The sequence below is a fragment of the Microcoleus sp. B6-A1 genome (genome assembly GCF_036705085.1).
Taxonomy (GTDB): Bacteria; Cyanobacteriota; Cyanobacteriia; order Cyanobacteriales; family Microcoleaceae; genus Microcoleus.
Window position 1 is genome coordinate 80,253 of record NZ_JAUBTU010000004.1, and the last position, 16,178, is coordinate 96,430.

13 protein-coding genes are annotated in these 16,178 nt (G+C 45.5%); 6 read left to right on the forward strand and 7 right to left on the reverse strand.

Annotated elements, in window-relative coordinates; genetic code table 11:
- Positions 1-39 precede the first annotated feature (39 nt).
- Entirely contained in the window at positions 40-2,457 is a 2,418-nt protein-coding gene (locus QUB11_RS02375; protein ID WP_333389608.1) for a sulfotransferase, read from the forward strand.
- A gap of 227 nt (positions 2,458-2,684) precedes the next feature.
- On the opposite strand, the gene QUB11_RS02380 is transcribed toward QUB11_RS02375, so the two are convergent.
- The 5 genes from QUB11_RS02380 to QUB11_RS02400 form a co-directional block, all read right to left on the reverse strand.
- Positions 2,685-3,905: an NAD(P)/FAD-dependent oxidoreductase gene (locus tag QUB11_RS02380; protein ID WP_333389610.1), complete on the reverse strand. Its 1,221-nt coding sequence runs from the start codon at positions 3,903-3,905 to the stop codon at positions 2,685-2,687.
- 7 nt (positions 3,906-3,912) lie between these two features.
- Positions 3,913-4,281 (reverse strand): aspartyl protease, encoded by a 369-nt coding sequence (locus QUB11_RS02385; protein ID WP_333202786.1) that lies wholly within the window; start codon positions 4,279-4,281, stop codon positions 3,913-3,915.
- Positions 4,278-4,595, reverse strand: a complete 318-nt coding sequence (locus QUB11_RS02390) for a hypothetical protein (protein ID WP_333202788.1) — start codon at positions 4,593-4,595, stop codon at positions 4,278-4,280. The genes QUB11_RS02385 and QUB11_RS02390 overlap by 4 nt, the downstream gene beginning before the upstream one ends.
- A 109-nt stretch (positions 4,596-4,704) precedes the next feature.
- Positions 4,705-6,612: a 1-deoxy-D-xylulose-5-phosphate synthase gene (gene dxs / locus QUB11_RS02395; protein ID WP_333202790.1), complete on the reverse strand. Its 1,908-nt coding sequence runs from the start codon at positions 6,610-6,612 to the stop codon at positions 4,705-4,707.
- 532 nt (positions 6,613-7,144) lie between these two features.
- Positions 7,145-9,286, reverse strand: a complete 2,142-nt coding sequence (locus QUB11_RS02400) for a protein phosphatase 2C domain-containing protein (RefSeq protein ID WP_333389612.1) — start codon at positions 9,284-9,286, stop codon at positions 7,145-7,147.
- A 334-nt stretch (positions 9,287-9,620) separates the two neighbouring features.
- Here QUB11_RS02400 and QUB11_RS02405 point away from each other — a divergent pair, with 334 nt between their 5' ends.
- Together QUB11_RS02405 and QUB11_RS02410 are read left to right on the forward strand one after the other, a co-directional pair.
- The gene (locus QUB11_RS02405; RefSeq protein WP_333389614.1) at positions 9,621-10,052 is read left to right on the forward strand and encodes an NfeD family protein; all 432 of its coding nucleotides are present in this window, start codon (positions 9,621-9,623) and stop codon (positions 10,050-10,052) included.
- A 190-nt stretch (positions 10,053-10,242) separates the two neighbouring features.
- Entirely contained in the window at positions 10,243-11,211 is a 969-nt protein-coding gene (locus QUB11_RS02410; protein WP_333202794.1) for an SPFH domain-containing protein, read from the forward strand.
- A 308-nt stretch (positions 11,212-11,519) separates the two neighbouring features.
- Here QUB11_RS02410 and cimA read toward each other — a convergent pair whose 3' ends face one another.
- Positions 11,520-13,295 carry a citramalate synthase gene (gene cimA, locus QUB11_RS02415; protein ID WP_333389615.1) on the reverse strand — a complete coding sequence of 592 codons (1,776 nt, stop codon included), beginning with the start codon at positions 13,293-13,295 and terminating at the stop codon, positions 11,520-11,522.
- Between the two features lie 75 nt (positions 13,296-13,370).
- Between cimA and QUB11_RS02420 the strand changes: the two genes are divergently transcribed.
- The 3 genes from QUB11_RS02420 (at position 13,371) to QUB11_RS02430 (ending at position 15,290) form a co-directional block, all read left to right on the forward strand.
- On the forward strand, positions 13,371-13,709 hold the full coding sequence (locus QUB11_RS02420) for a 2Fe-2S iron-sulfur cluster-binding protein (RefSeq protein ID WP_333144333.1): 339 nt from the start codon (positions 13,371-13,373) through the stop codon (positions 13,707-13,709).
- Between the two features lie 151 nt (positions 13,710-13,860).
- The gene (thiO, locus tag QUB11_RS02425; RefSeq protein ID WP_333202798.1) at positions 13,861-14,958 is read left to right on the forward strand and encodes a glycine oxidase ThiO; all 1,098 of its coding nucleotides are present in this window, start codon (positions 13,861-13,863) and stop codon (positions 14,956-14,958) included.
- Positions 14,959-15,083: 125 nt separating this feature from the next.
- The gene (locus QUB11_RS02430) at positions 15,084-15,290 is read left to right on the forward strand and encodes a hypothetical protein (protein ID WP_333148050.1); all 207 of its coding nucleotides are present in this window, start codon (positions 15,084-15,086) and stop codon (positions 15,288-15,290) included.
- Positions 15,291-15,626: 336 nt separating this feature from the next.
- On the opposite strand, the gene QUB11_RS02435 is transcribed toward QUB11_RS02430, so the two are convergent.
- Complete coding sequence (locus QUB11_RS02435) at positions 15,627-16,094, reverse strand: hypothetical protein (RefSeq protein ID WP_333051426.1); 468 nt, start codon at positions 16,092-16,094, stop codon at positions 15,627-15,629.
- Positions 16,095-16,178 lie beyond the last annotated feature (84 nt).

The following is a 16,178-nucleotide window of genomic DNA, read 5'->3' on the forward strand; positions in this document are numbered from 1 at the left end:
AAAAAAATCTCATTCACAAACAACTTATAAAGTATAAAAATGAAACGAATATTTCTAGTGGGATCTCCTCGCAGCGGCACAACAATTCTTCAAAGCTTATTAGCCGCTCATCCCGAAGTTATTTCTTTTCCAGAATCTAAGTTTTTTCACTATTTGCTGTACGATCAGTTTGCGGGAAAGTTGCCAGGTAGAATGGAAGCTTTTTTTAAGGATGAGATTAAACGTCCTGAACTTTTGAAAGATTTTGATGACAGCCAAACTGTGGAAGCTAAAGCTAGTTGGTTTGTGAGAGTTTTGGATGGTTTGGCTGCTGAACAAAAAAACAGCGTTTGGTTGGAAAAAACGCCGGAACACATATATTTTATTGATGACATAGAGCGCTTTTTGCCGGATGCGAAATTCATACATATTTTGCGAAACGGTATGGATACAATAGCTTCTATGTATGATGCTACTAGGAGTTTCAACGAATTGTGGGGCGCGGGTTGGGATTTAAACCACTGTATCAATCGCTGGGAACACGCGATGTTAACTAGCCACAAATATATTAATAAATCCAATCATATATTAGTTAAATATGAGGAGCTTTTAGATAACAAAACACAAATTCTAGGAGAAATTTGTAACTTCATGGGCATTGAATATGACGGTACAATGCTTGTTAACTATCAAGAAAAAGCGGCGAAGCTCAGTTTAAATCTACCTTGGCACAAAGGAATTGAGAGAGATGTCAAAAGTAGTAACGTTCACAAATGTCATAAAATTTTTAATAGGAATGAAATCAGATATATTTTAGATAAAATTCAGCGCGTCAATGGTGAAATTGCCGGGAAAGTTACAGTGGAAGTGAGCGAACCAATTTCGGATATTTACGCTTTGCAAATATGCGATCGCCTGTGCTGTACGATCAAACTAGAAGGAATTCAACTCGGTATTATTGAATTGCCGATTTGCGATGGTATGGTTGCGGCTTCGGTGTTGGCGGATGCGGTGGCAGCCCAGTTTGCTTGGCCAATTCTCGATCGCTTCTTTCGACGCAATCGCTGCGAAAAAGGCAATAAATTGTGGGAAACTTTGCTAGAACCATTGCACCGTAAACATGACTGGAGGCTATTTCTGCAAGAATTATGGGGGCGCCCGCATTTGCAGTTGGAGGATTTCTACAAGCCAGAAATAGCTGAGGAAGTCTCAACAATTACCCTCGAAAAAGATTTGATTGTCTTAGAAATTAGCGATGATTTTGCTAATATAAAAGTTGAGCTTTCGGAAATTGACGTGCTGGTGAAAGTAGGCGGCGTTGCTGTCGGTATTGTCACTGTTGCGGTGGAAAATAATTTTGTTTCGGCTCAAAAATTGCGATCGACAATTACTCGAAATATGGGTTTTGAGTTGTGCGTCGCCGCCGTGCGAGAAGCTTTGCTGGGAAAACCACTCAACGGCAAGCAATGGCTACGATCGCGCTTAGCCTCTTGTGCTCAACAAAGATCTAATTTGCCCGACAGTTTGAATGCACCGGGTGCTGGGGGCATTTATCCCCAAAATGCGGTGATGTTCGGCAGGCGATCGGGTGCGATCGGGACGAGTGTCAGCCGCCGGGCCGCACTCCCGGCGGCGGCGCTGCCGGAAATCGAGTCAGCCGCGGCAATCGCTGGGGAACCGACAATGCAAATTCCCCAAGAAAACGAGTTTCCAAAGCAAGTATTTTACGCACCGGAAATCATTGGCTCAAAATCTTCTTATCGGGAAGTTTCTCACTCGGTGAAACCTCAAGTTTTGGACAATCATAGCCGTACACACAAACTCCCGATTCTCTCCTACCGCCGCATTTCTCCTGACGGTTTAGACGCAGTTACTCCCCAGATTTTTGAACAACAGTTACACAATCTCAAAAATCTGGGTTATTACAGTGCGAGTTGGGAAAATTGGCGAAACGCGAAACAGGCTAAAACTCCTTTACCCGGTAAAGCTATATTGATGACTTTTGACGGCGGCTATCTCGACTTTTTCCAATATGCTTGGCCTCTGCTAAAACGCTTTGATTTTACAGCAACTGTTTTTCTCGTAGCGGAGTCAATAGGAAAGACAAATAGTTGGGAAAAAGCCGAATTTGAAGAAGTGCAGTTAATGGGATGGCCGGAAATTTTGCAACTGCGGGATGCAGGGATTGAATTCGGTTCTATGTCTGCTACTCATCAACCTTTGACTGCATTGTCGCCGACAGAAATTGTGCGGGAGGCAGGCAAATCCCGTGCTATCTTGGAACGGGGATTAGAGAAACCTGTTAAATGTTTTGCCTATCCTTACGGGGATGTCGATCCCATTGTAGCGCATTTAATTGGAGCGAGTGGATATACTTTTGGTGTATCCTATACATTAAATTTTAGCAGTTTTGACGATTCTTTATTGTCGCTGCCGCGCATTCAAGTCACCGCAGAAAATGCCTTAAGATTAGCTTAGTAAGGTACGTCAATCGATTTTAGATTTTAGATTTTAGATTTTAGATTAAAGGATTGAAGCATTGACTTGCGCGAGATAAATACGTTCGGCAAGTTTCATTGGATACAGGTTTTTTATTCCTGGGTCCTGAGTCTGCGAAGGAATGAATCACGTGGCGGGTATCCTGGATGCTTTCGGTCAATCAGCCAAAATTTCTCCTAAACTAACAATCTCTCAACGGACGCACCTTACAAGTGAAATTTCTCAATCAATCCCTTGATTTTTCTCTGCAAATAACCGCCTAACCCTCTGGAAATTTTCTCAAATTTATAATAAAATAAAATATCCATAACATCTTCAGTTTTCATATACTTTAAATAAGAAATCATTTTATCGGTTAGTTCATCATTAACATCATCGATATACTTTCTCACCGCCAACCTTTCCGAAATATTCCATTTCCGATCAAACTTGCGGTGCATTTCCGTCTCATAATCCCGAAAATCTGAGATTTTCCCCTCCAAATACCTTTGAATATATTTCCCCGCGATTTGGGCACCATCCATCCCGTGTCTAATCCCTTCGCCACCCAAAAAATTTACTGTCGAAACACTATCGCCGATCGCAATTATATTATCCTTGCAATAAATATCCTTCAAGCCGCGACTGTACTGCAGCGTCGAACCGTGTTTGTCAATAATTTTATAATTTTTAGACTTCAGATATTCATCAATCAGTAAATCAATATATTTTTTCAGCGGTGACAAATGCCTCACCGTTTTCGGATCTAAAAAAATGCGCCCCGCACCAACTTTCAGCCTGTTTTGTTCCATTGGGAATATCCACGAATAACCCTTCGGCATCCATTTATCGCCCAAAAAGAAGATTAAATCACCGCTGTATTTATTGTAAATTTCTGGCTCAACTTCAATTAAATATTCGATTCCGGTTCCCGACAAAAAATCGGGCTTATCATTCTCTTTTTCGTACATAATCGCCCTAGCAAAGCCAGTAGCATCAACCAATACTTTCGTGCTAACTGTGATAAGTTTACCGTCGGATAACTGTTTAAATTCGACTGTTGTTTCGCCGTTTTCTTGTGAGTCTCGAATGTAGCGATAACCAAGCCAAACTTCACCGCCAAATCCCTCAACTTCGCTAGCCAAAAATGCTCTAAATTTAGCAAAGTTGAGAACAACTCCCAAGCTTTCGGGAGACTCCCAAGTTTGACTGACTTTGCTAGTTTCAATAGTAAGTTTGTGCCAAAAACTGCCGATAACGGATTCAGGTAAATCGAATTTAGAGAGGGTTTCTAGAGGTGTAGCGGCGCTAGAAAAGTCATTTTTATTAAAATTGTCGTTTTGCTCTGCCAGCAAGACTTTGTGGCCGGATTGGGCTAGGATTCTCGCACAGTGACCGCCTGCAGGGCCTGCTCCTACTATTACTATGTCAAAACTTTTTAAATTCATTTTGCTTTTAATTCGCTTCCAATGTCAAAATACCCGCAGACATATCAACTACTAACCGCCGAGTTTTCAGCCACTGGCGACCTATTAAAATTTCCGGTACTCCGTCACCCACATGAACGGGAATGTCAAATTCTTGCTCATCTATGCGTACTTTTCCTGCATAAAGATCGAAATCAAATTCTCCCTTTGCTGTCCGCATTTCTTGTCGCCTAATATAAATCCAATCAAGTCCCTCGAAATCTTGCTCGTCCATTGCTAACCAGCCCGAAAAACCTGTATCGAGCAGAGCATCAACAGGTAATTCTAAGCCGTTATTAGCAATCAATTCAACTTCAAAAAATAGCTCGTCCTCATCACCAAATCTTCCTTCAATCATATTGAGCCGCACGTCCCTGTATTGTTGATGCGGAAAAGGTAGGGGATAGCATTTGGGTGTTTCTGGCGGCACATTTTGGTAGCCGCCATATCATCCTTGTCGATAAAATATTCCCCGCTATCAGGTTCAACCGCCATGTACCAGTTGTAGTGAGTGTCAATTAATTCTGGTTTAAGGCGATCGAAAATTACTTTGCAACGCTTGCGAAATGCCGCTCTTTCGGCTCGCCACTGGGCTTTTTTTTCTTCGGACCACTGAATCTCTGGGAACAATCTTCCCCGCCGAACGGTACGATTTGGTTTCACGTTAGTCATTATTATTTCTCCCTTATCCTCAAATCTTCCTTCAATCATGCTGCTCTTTCACTGTCATAGATCGAATCAAGAGTAAGGTGCGCTAGGCGCACCCTACGATTCTAGCTAATTACACGCTAACAGGAGACTGTTTGCGGCTGAAGGTTGCTAAGATACGATCGCACATTTGCGATGGATTTAATCCCAAACTGGCAAATGATTGTTCAGGCGTTGCATGATCTACCAATGTATCGGGTACACCCAACCGCATCACTGGAACAACAACATTATTGTCCAACAAAGCTTCGGCTACTGCTGAACCGAAGCCTCCCATCAAACAGCCTTCTTCCATTGTGACAACTTTGCCGATTCGCTGTGCTAAAGGCAAGATTAATTCGGTGTCCAAAGGCTTGACAAAACGCGCATTGATGACAGTTGCTTCAATACCGTGCTCGCTCAGCATCTCGGCAGTTTGCATTGCCGGATAAACCATTGAACCATAACCCAAAATCAGCACATCGTCGCCGTTGCGGAGAATTTCGGCTTTGCCGATCGGCAATTCTTCCCAACCTTCCTCCATCAAAGGCACGCCGTAACCGTTGCCGCGCGGGTAACGCATGGTGATCGGGCCGCTGGTGTGGTTGATTCCCGTGACTATCATCCGCTGCAATTCTGCCTCATCTTTTGGTGCCATAACTACCATATTTGGCAGGCACCGCAAGAAGGCAATGTCGTACATTCCTTGGTGAGTTGGGCCGTCAGCACCGACAATGCCGGCGCGATCCAAACAGAAGAAAACGGGCAAATTTTGGATACAAACATCGTGAATTATTTGGTCGTATCCCCGCTGGACAAATGTCGAGTAAATTGCCACAACTGGGCGCATTCCTTCGCAGGCTAAACCAGCGGATAAAGTCACGGCGTGCTGTTCGGCAATCCCGACATCAATGTACTGTTTAGGCAGTTTTTCATGAAGTTTATCCAGGCCTGTTCCGGTTGCCATTGCAGCGGTAATGCCGACAATTTTGGGATTATCTTCTGCTAGCTTGACTAGGGCGTGGGCAAAGACTTTCGAGTAAGCTGGAGGCTTGGGTTTAGTGGAGGGAATGCCTTTGCCGGTGGCTAAGTTAAAGGGATTTTGGGCATGATATCCTACTTGGTCTTTTTCGGCGATCGCATATCCTTTGCCTTTCACCGTCACAACGTGAACCAGCACCGGCCCTTGAATGGTATGAGCTTGTTTGAAAGTGGTAATTAACTCTTCCAAATTGTGTCCATCTACCGGGCCCATGTAAGTAAAGCCCAATTCTTCAATTACTGCTCCAACTTTCGAGACAGCCAAGCGTTTCATCCCTTCTTTGAGGCGTTCCATTTCTGGAGTAAAAGTTTCGCCGACAAAGGGAATGTGTTTGAATTGTTCCTCTAAGTTATCTTTGAGAAACTGCACCGGTGGCGACAATCGCATCTTGTTCAAATAGCGCGTAATTGCGCCGACGTTGGGCGAGATTGACATCTCGTTGTCGTTGAGCACAACTAACAAATTGGTTTTCGGCATATGGCCCGCGTGGTTAATCGCTTCGAGTGCCATGCCGCCCGTCAATGCGCCGTCGCCGATGACTGCTACAGTTTTAAAGTTTTCCCCCTTGAGGTCCCGCGCCATCGCCATCCCTAACGCTGCGGAAATGCTTGTGGAAGCGTGGCCAGCGCCGAAGTGGTCAAATTTGCTCTCGCAGCGCTTGAGATAGCCTGCAACGCCGTCTTTTTGGCGCAGGGTGTGGAATTGGTTGTAGCGCCCGGTGATTAATTTGTGAGGATAAGCTTGGTGCCCGACATCCCAAGTAACTTTGTCGCGATCGAGGTCAAGTGTTTGGTAGAGTGCTAAGGTCAGTTCGACTACACCCAATCCTGGGCCGAGGTGGCCGCCGCTAGCGGCTACAGTTTCTAAATGCTTTTCTCGAATTTGTCGGGCAATTTGTTCGAGTTGATGAATCGAGAGGCCGTGTAATTGGTTTGGGTGAGTCAGTTCGCTGAGATGCATATTTTAAAATCTTGCTCCTGTGAATCAGGACGAATCCTTAACAGATATAGGTTGTGCCTGCGAGGTTGGGTACGCGCAAACGTTAGAATAGTTTAACGGTTATTTGAGAAAAACTGTTAGGCGTAAGATTTTTGTTATTTTTGGCCTGGTAATTATAGTTAATAAATTGTGCGCCGTCAAGATAAAAAAAGCTTATGTTGTTAGTTGCTAATGGCTAGTTGTTAGCTGCATGGAGATTCTTAAGCATTTTTAACTACTTTTTGTAGTGAATGGCTGACTTTTTAGCCATCTTGTTTCTGCAAGCGGACTATGATACAAAATCATTAACTGTGATGGAAGCATCTCATATTTGTAAAAACACTTCTTCTGCCTCTTTCCTTCTGCCTCAAATTAATTCAATAGACCTCTTGCAAAAATAATGAGGACGGGTTCTGGGGCCCATCCCACAAGAAAAAATAACTCTTGTGGGATGGGCCCCAGAGCCCGTCCCATCAATTGAGGGAAAGGATTTTTGCAAGAGGTCTAATCTCCCTTACTCCGCTGATGGCAAAGGAGTTTCCGCTTCTTCGGGCGGCGGAATTTCCGCAGGAGTCGATTCCGGCGACGGCGAGAGACTCTCGCTATCGGGGGGCGGAATTTCTGCTGGAGTCGATTCCGGCGACGGCGAGGGACTCTCGGCCCCGGGCGAGGGAGTCTCCGAAGGACTTGGGGCGGGAGTTTCCGGCGGTGGTGGAAGTTGTGCGGGCTCTGGCTGGGGGCTTTGGCGGCTTTGCACCCACAAACCTAAACCGCCGGCGGCTAATATCAGCCCCAACACCGCCAGTAGGGGCAGCGGCAGGTTGGATCGCCGTTTTTGAACGGGTTCCGGGGCGGGGGAAGTTTCGGGGTACAACAACTGTTTGGACGATTCTGAAAGCTGAGATTCTGGAATCCTCCCGGACTTCTGGAGGGACGCAGCGACGAGGGAAGGCGGCAGCGACACCGAGGCTGACACTGGCGCTGACGCCGGCGCTGAGGCCACCGCCGGATCAAACAGTACCAATCTCTCCGGCGACATCCGACAGTGAGTCGCCACCACGGAGGTGTTGTCATAACCATTTTTCTCGTTGGCGAGACGAATCCAAGACTGAACTGCCGCTTCCAAAGACATTTTGCCCTCAAGCACCTCTGGGCCATAATTCTCCCAAGATTTCTCTACCCAGTCGTTGTCGCTCAAACCGTCGGAACACAGCAGCAGTAAGCCTTCCTCTTCGACAATAAATCGCTGAATCGTCGGGCGCAGGAAATCGGCATCCCGCGTGCCCAAAGCTTGAGTCAGGGCTCCGGCATCCGATCGCAGTTGAGTCTCCCAGTATAAACTGTGTCCTAGCTGGACTTCCCTTGAGGCTACGTCGTCGTCCACAGTCAGCCGGTGACAGTAATTTTTGCCAATCCAATAAGCGCGGCTGTCTCCAACATTGACTAAATAAAGTTCGTGGCTGTTATTCGAGGGCAAATCCTCGGAAATTTTCACTTTTTGAGGCAACTGGAGGGCCATCACCAAAGTCGTCCCCATCCGTTGCCGCAACTCTTTTCCCTGCTCATTATTTTGAGCAGAAATCACATTATTCACAACTCTGACTATTTCTTCGAGTTGCTTGATTACCATTGTTGGCGTCATCAACTCTTCTTGTTGAGCAATTTCTGAGAGCAAATTTTGGATTAAAGCTTTCAGGGATTGCACGGCTAATTGACTGGCAACTTCTCCTCCTTCGTGGCCTCCAACCCCGTCGCAAACCATTGTTAAGTAAGGAATTAATTTCTCGCCCCCTGAAGTTTTGCTAAATTGAAAATCAGCAGCAACCGGATAGCAACTGTCTTCATTTTGGGAGCGCTGTGGCCCGGTATCAGTCATGCCGACTACTTCTAAGTGCAGAGGCAATTTAGCGGCTTGTTCTAATAGTAAATCGTTTAGTTCCAGGGCGATCGCGTCGAAATTCATGCTGCTGCGGCGCATAAACTGACAAATTTCTCCGAGTTTCGACTGCACCTCGGGTTGCGCTGATTCCACCAAACCTGACCACACATCTCCCAAATCCCGCAGAGTCGGTACAAAATTGCCCCGGTGCAGTTCCAGCAGGCGTACCCGCCAACCTTCCACCCGCAAATTTTCCGGTACCAGCAAACTCGAAGCGACTCCCTGTTCCGACAGCGGCGCCCACAGTTGGAGCATTTGCCACAGCCAGTAAACTTGGCGCGCGGCGGTTGTCCCCGACCAAGCTTGTAAAATAGAAGGATACAGGCTGCCGAAATTATTGATAGGCACATTTTCCAACAACAGCACCTCTGTCGCTTCCGGTGCTTCCCCTAGCGAACAAAAACCGTATACTTCCGGCGTATGCAGCCGTTGGGGATACAAATGCAGGTAAGGCATAATGCTATCCGGCAGTTGTTCCGGGACGCTGGGAGGCAAAGCTGGACGGCTGTCGAGCCAGATTTGGGGTGCAATGACAAAGTATCGATCGGCTATTACCTTACCCGCCGGCACTTCCTCGGCTGCTTGCCCCACCGCCCACACATAGCGATAAATTAAATCCGTTTCGCACGCTGCACAGTGCTGGCGGCCAAAGGTATTGCGGGGATCGGGACAGCTAAGATTCGGGCAATAAATGGGTTCGGAGAAACTGCTGATCATATCGAAATAGTTTGTGTAAAAACATTCTGAAGATATTTGATTCGCCAGCCCAAATTCATGAGCTTGAGAATAAACTGATTTTAGCCCCTATCAATTTCTTAACTGCCTTTGGGCCCCTAGAAATTGTAGTTTCTGCCAGCCTGCACCGGCTTAAATTGTAATTTAAGTTACTTAACTCAGACTTGGAGTACGATGGAATCCTCAACCTGGTACCACGGCGCGAAAAATCGCTCTGAGGGCCAGCAAGTCGCAAACCCTTGCAGAGTCAGTTGTTTGCATTTCTTAAATCTTAAATTTCCAATCTAAGATCTAAATAGTATCACCTATTCTTTTTATGATCTGGACTCCGACGCTCCTTTGGCTGATAGCTGGGTCTTTGCTCTGTTTGGCAGAGATATTTCTCCCCACTGCTTTTGTCGCTTTTATGATGGGACTGAGCGCCTTCGCCGTAGCTGGATGCTCTCTAGTTCTACCTTACGTTAATTTACAAATATTCCTCTGGATGGTATTTTCGACAGTTTTTGTGCTGCTGTCTCGGCGGTTGATACCAAAAGGCACGGCAAGGGTGATCGCAGATTCTCAGGAAGCAAAAACTTTAACAGAAATTCCCCCCGGAGAAGTCGGCAGAGTCATTTATGAGGGGAATTCTTGGCAAGCTCGCTGCGAAGACACGAAGGCCACTATCCCCCCCAACCAAAACGTAATTGTCGTGGGACGGAAAGGCACTACTCTGATAGTTTTGCCAGAAAATTTATTGCATTCTTAAACAAAATGCGTAATTAATCACAGGCAATTAGTAGTTAGTCATCAGTCATTAGTCAGTAGTCATTAGTCATCAGTCATTAGTCATTAGTCATTAGTCATCAGTCATTAGTCATTAGTCATTAGTCATTAGTCCACAAACATTTAACAGTCAACAGTCAACAGTCAACAGTCAACATTTATAGGAGGCAACCGTGGAACAATTTTTTTTACTTGTATTTTTAGCACTCGGTGGCTCAGCCCTCGCAGGTTCCGTCAAGATTATCAATCAGGGAAATGAAGCGCTGGTGGAAACTTTAGGTAAATACAGTGGCAAGAAACTGGAACCAGGTTTAAATTTTGTCACGCCGTTTCTCGATCGCGTCGTGTACGAGCAAACAATTCGGGAAAAAGTCTTAGATATTCCTCCGCAAGCTTGTATTACCCGCGACAACGTTTCCTTCACCGTTGATGCTGTGGTTTACTGGCGCATTGTAGACTTGGAAAAAGCTTGTTACAAAGTAGAAAATCTCCAGTCAGCAATGGTAAATATGGTGCTGACTCAAATTCGCGCCGAAATGGGTCAACTGGATCTAGAACAAACCTTTACTGCTCGTTCTCAAATTAATGAAATCTTGCTCAGAGATTTAGATATTGTTACCGATCCTTGGGGAGTGAAAGTAACGCGGGTAGAATTGCGCGATATTATCCCTTCTAAAACTGTACAGGAATCGATGGAATTGCAGATGGCAGCCGATCGACGCAAGCGGGCGGCAATTCTGACATCCGAGGGCGAACGCGAGTCAGCAGTTAACAGCGCCAAAGGTAAAGCAGAAGCGCAAGTTCTGGATGCAGAAGCGCGCCAAAAAGCGACTATTTTGGAAGCGGAAGCTCAACAAAAGGCGATCGTCCTGAAAGCTCAAGCAGAACGCCAAAGTCAGGTTTTGAAAGCTCAAGCTACTTCTGAGGCCTTGCAAATTATCGGCAAAACTCTGCAAAATGACCCCAATGCCCGGGAAGCTTTACAATTTTTGTTAGCTCAAAACTATCTGGATATGGGTCTAAAAATTGGCACCAGCGACAGCAGCAAGGTGATGTTTATGGACCCGCGCAGCATTCCGGCTACGCTCGAAGGAATGCGATCGATCGTTGGGGAAGGTAATAATAATGAGGTAAAAAAGTAGGGAGCATCTCATATTTGTAAAAACACTTCTTCTGGCTCCTTCCTTCTGACTCTTTCCTCCTGCCTCGCAGCAAGAGAGCCTCCTGCCTCAAAACTCAAATTTCGACTAGCTTGGCTGCTTTCATTGAGATGCTCCCAAAAGTAGGGGAGCATCTCATATTTGTAAAAACACTTCTTTTGGCTCCTTCCTTCTGACTCTTTCCTCCTGCCTCAAAACTCCAATTTTCTAGCTTGACTGCTTTCATTGAGATGCTCCCCTTGGTATCTATTTAAACATCGATATTCAGGCAACTTCTCTTCGCCGTTAGTCTAATAACTCGACACAGTTAAAACGATCGCCTCCCTATCTCCCAACACCAAACCATACTCCAAACCTTCAACAACCGCTTGATAAGAAGCATCCAAAATATTACCAGAAACCCCAACAGTCGTCCAGCGGTCTTGACCGTTGCTAAACTCAACCAACACGCGAGTTTTAGCAGAAGTTCCCGCACCGGAGTCGAGAATCCGCACCTTATAATCTGTTAAGTTAAAATCAGTAATTGCCGGATAAAAATTCCGCAAAGCCTTCCGCAAAGCCGCATCAAGTGCCGAAACAGGCCCGTTTCCTTCCGCGCATTCCAGAATATCTTGACCGTTAACAGTCACTTTCACCGTTGCTAAAGAATTAACTGTTTCCTCCCTACCTTTATCGCAGTGAACTTGAAAACCTTTGATTTCAAATAAACGCTTGCGCTTTCCCAATGCCTCCCGCATTAACAATTCAAAAGAAGCCTCAGCACCCTCAAATTGATATCCCTGACTTTCCAAATCTTTCAATTTTTCCAAAATTTGGCGACAAGCAGGATTTTTGCGATCGAGATCCATGCCAAAAGTGCGCGCCTTCGCCAAAACATTGCTCAAACCAGCTTGATCCGAAATCACAATTCGCCGCCTGTTGCCAATTTTTTCCGGTTCCAAATGTTCGTAAGTTAACGGATTTTTCTCAACCGCCGATACATGAATTCCGCCTTTGTGAGCAAAAGCCGAAAGACCGACAAAAGGAGCACGGTCATCGGGAGCAAGATTGACAATTTCGCTGACAGATCGACTGACTTGAGTTAATCTAACTAATTGCTCATCTTGAATGCAATCATAACCCAATTTTAGCTGAAAATTAGGAATCAAGGAACATAAATCGGCATTGCCGCAGCGTTCGCCGTAACCGTTAATAGTTCCCTGTACCATCCTCACTCCTTCCCGCACAGCAGCCAAAGCATTAGCAACCGCAACTCCTGAGTCGTTGTGAGTGTGAACTCCCAGTTGAATTTGAGACTTTCTCCCCTCCTTAATAAGGGGTTGAATTTGAGACTTTCTCCCCCCCTTAATAAGGGGTTGAATTTGAGGCTTTCTCCCCCCCTTAATAAGGGGGGGGTGAATTTCCGATTCCGAAATATCCCAACTTTCTATTATTTCTGCCACCTCGCCAACAACCTGACTGACTTCGTGAGGCAAAGTACCGCCGTTAGTATCGCAAAGCACTAGCCATTCTGCACCTGCATCCGCGGCCACTTCTAAAGTTTTAATAGCATAATCTCGATTGTGTTTGTAGCCGTCAAACCAGTGTTCGGCATCGTAAATAACGCGCCTTCCCTGACTCCGCAAATATTCAATTGTATCTCGAATCATCGCCAGATTTTCTTCTAGCGTCGTCTTCAAACTTTCAATAACGTGCAAATCCCACGACTTACCAAACAGCGTCACCCAGCGAGTACCGGCGGACAAAATAGCCTGCAACATTTCATCATTAGCTGCCGTAGTTCCCGGCCGCCTAGTCGAACAAAAAGCTACAACTTCTGCTTGAGTTAGGGGCTGTTCTTTGAGACGCCAAAAAAATTGTACGTCTTTAGGATTCGCCCCCGGCCAGCCGCCTTCAATAAAGGGAATTCCTAAACTGTCTAACTGTCGAGCAATTCGCAGTTTGTCTTCGAGAGATAAGGAGAGTCCCTCGCACTGAGCACCGTCTCGCAGCGTGGTATCGTAGATCCAGAGCCGATTTGTCATGGGAAATTGCGATCGAGAAATTGGTAATATATCACTTACCATATTAGATGAATTTATTTGAATTTAATGCGATAATATATAGGAAAATTAACATAAATCTAACTGGGGTAAATTGCTGTGGTCAAGGTACAAGCGCAAGGAAAAACATTTGAGTGCGATCGCGGAGCCAATCTCCGTGAAGTATTGCTCAAAAACGGCATCGATCTCTACAACGGCAACGCCAAAGTCATCAACTGCCACGGCCTCGGCACTTGCGGCACCTGCGCCGTCACCGTCGAGGGCGAAGTTTCCGAGTCCCAGTGGCGCGAAAAAGCCCGACTTTCGGTTCCTCCCCATTCTCCCGCCTCCAACCGCCGTTTGTCCTGCCAAACCAAGGTTTTAGGCGATATTAAGGTGACAAAATATGACGGTTTCTGGGGTCAGGGTTCTGAAACTGTGTGGAAACCCCAAGCATAGATTTTTTGTTAAGAAAGGCTGATAGGACGATCGCCCTGCCAGATAATCTGTAAGACTTGCATAATAATTCTAACTGTAAGGTGTGCTTAGCGCACCTTACCCTAAAGAAAGCCGAGAGGTCAAAAAAGCCAGAAAGTCCATATAAAAGTTAATGAATTCATCTAAAGATATTCTGATTATTGGCGGCGGAATAATTGGTCTTTCGCTAGCAGTAGAACTGAAATTGCGAGGGGCATCTGTCGCGGTTCTCACCGCCGATTCTAAACAACCGACGGCCCGGGCTGCCGCTGGAATGCTTGCCCCGCAAGCCGAACGAATTCCCCCCAGTCCGATGTTGGATTTGTGCGTGCAAAGTCGCGCACTGTATCCTGCCTGGGTGGAACGGCTAGAAGATATTACCGGATTAAAAACGGGATATTGGCGATCGGGAATTCTCGCACCAGTTTGTCAAAATGAGCCTCAAGAAAAGCCACTTTTGTCAAACCTTAATTATCAATGGTTGGACAGAGATACTGTTCGCCAGCACCAGTTTGGATTAGGTCAAGAAGTAATTGGCGGTTGGTGGTATCCTGACGACGCTCAAGTAGACAACCGCGCTTTATTTCGGACGCTTCAGACCGCAGCTAAAGAATTGCAGATTGAGATTATTCAAGGCAGTGCAGAGGAAATCATTCGGCAGAAAAACCGAGTTTTTGGAGTGGAAACAACGGCAGGAAAATTACAAGCTGACCGTTATGTTTTGGCTGCGGGCCCTTGGTCTGAGAAATTATTGGATATTCCTGTTTTTCCAAGAAAGGGACAAATGCTGTCAGTATGTGTACCAGAAGATAGGGGAGTTATCCAGCCCCTGCAAACCGTTCTATTCGGGACTGGCATTTATATTGTGCCACGTCAAGATGGCCGAATTATTATTGGCGCAACTAGCGAAAATGTCGATTTCACGCCGGGAAATACGCCTGCGGGAATGCAAAGTTTGCTAGCAGGAGCGATTAAGTTATATCCCGAATTACAAAATTATCCGATTCTGGAGTTTTGGTGGGGATTCCGGCCGGCTACGACCGATGAATTGCCGATTTTGGGTGATAGTGCTTGGGAGAATTTGACATGGGCTACGGGGCATTACCGCAATGGCATTTTGTTGGCTCCGGTGACGGCTAAATTGTTGGCTGATTTGATTGGGAATCAGAAATCAGATCCGTTATTGGCTGCTTTTCATTATTCGAGGTTTCCTGAATCTTGGAAGGTTTAAAATGGTAAATAGTGAGATTTGTTGCTTTTTTTAAGACGAGGCAGAGCCGCATAACGAGAAACAAAAGTCAACCAAAAGGATATTTTTTGCTATAATCTAATCAGCACAATAGGGTTTTGTAAGTTATGACTTTCAGTGATGTGGTCGAGACGATCAAAAATCTTTCTACTGACGAAAAGCAAGAGCTTCAACTGTTGTTGAAGCAATATCTCCGGGAAGAACGTCGCGAAGAGATATATCAAAACTTTAAGTCAGCGCAGATTGAACAACAAAAAGGTGAACTGAAATTTTCGGCTAACATCAATGAACTCAGAGTAATGATAGAGGAATAATCGTGGAAGTCAGTTTCAGTTCTTCATTCAAGCGTGCTTTCAAAAAGCGGATCAAAGGCGATGCTGATTTGGAGGCTAGGTTTTGGCAAAAGCTGGAACAGTTCATCAGATAGCCGTTTGAACCAAGCTTAAAAACTCATAAATTGTCCGGTAGGCTCAAGGATTTTTGGAGCTTTAGCGTAGATTACGACGAAAGGGTACTTTTCTACTTTACAGAAGACGGAAAAGCCGTGTTTGTAGATTTGGGAAGTCATGATGAAGTATATTAATCGACACAACAGTGGCTAAAGTACCGCTGTAAGTAGCGCGCCTAACCATTTTTTTGTAAGTCCTCAATTAGTTTGCATCCTGTTTTTTGGGTTGGTTTAATTCTCTGCATTTAGCGGCAGCCAAATCGTAAGCATTTTGGTAATCGCTACCGCCTAACATCAAATCGCCGTAATATTCATAAGGTTGATTGCCATAAATCGGCAGCGGGTCGTCTTCAGGATAATCTTCTTTTGATTCTTCTAGGATTGCTTTGAGTTTCTTGACGCTGAAGCGCTGGACTGGGAAGTAATGAATGTCTTGAGCGATGAAACCGAGATGGGGAAAGGTTGGGTCAACAATTCGCTCGTCGAGTTCAATCCAGCTATACTCGATGGGTTTATATGGCACTCCCGGCACAGCTAAAAAGCCTTGAACATAAATTGCGCCCTCTGTGGCCAACGCTGCTTTACAGGCGTTGTCAAAGCAGTTTTTACGGTTGCTTTTGATGCGAGTCGCCATTTCAATAGAAAGCGCCTCATCTAATAGTTCGGTCATAACCCATTTCTAGTCGCGTGTGCGATTAGATTGTAGCAAATCCGAGCTATCTCCGAGCACAAAAAACGCAGGCAATTGCGATCG

Coding starts and splice junctions, on each gene's coding strand:
- QUB11_RS02375 (WP_333389608.1), top strand. CDS start 40: ATGAAACGAATATTTCTAGTGGGATCTCCTCGCAGCGGCACAACAATT.
- QUB11_RS02380 (WP_333389610.1), bottom strand. CDS start 3,905: ATGAATTTAAAAAGTTTTGACATAGTAATAGTAGGAGCAGGCCCTGCA.
- QUB11_RS02385 (WP_333202786.1), bottom strand. CDS start 4,281: ATGATTGAAGGAAGATTTGGTGATGAGGACGAGCTATTTTTTGAAGTT.
- QUB11_RS02390 (WP_333202788.1), bottom strand. CDS start 4,595: ATGACTAACGTGAAACCAAATCGTACCGTTCGGCGGGGAAGATTGTTC.
- dxs (WP_333202790.1), bottom strand. CDS start 6,612: ATGCATCTCAGCGAACTGACTCACCCAAACCAATTACACGGCCTCTCG.
- QUB11_RS02400 (WP_333389612.1), bottom strand. CDS start 9,286: ATGATCAGCAGTTTCTCCGAACCCATTTATTGCCCGAATCTTAGCTGT.
- QUB11_RS02405 (WP_333389614.1), top strand. CDS start 9,621: ATGATCTGGACTCCGACGCTCCTTTGGCTGATAGCTGGGTCTTTGCTC.
- cimA (WP_333389615.1), bottom strand. CDS start 13,295: ATGGTAAGTGATATATTACCAATTTCTCGATCGCAATTTCCCATGACA.
- thiO (WP_333202798.1), top strand. CDS start 13,861: ATGAATTCATCTAAAGATATTCTGATTATTGGCGGCGGAATAATTGGT.
- QUB11_RS02430 (WP_333148050.1), top strand. CDS start 15,084: ATGACTTTCAGTGATGTGGTCGAGACGATCAAAAATCTTTCTACTGAC.
- QUB11_RS02435 (WP_333051426.1), bottom strand. CDS start 16,094: ATGACCGAACTATTAGATGAGGCGCTTTCTATTGAAATGGCGACTCGC.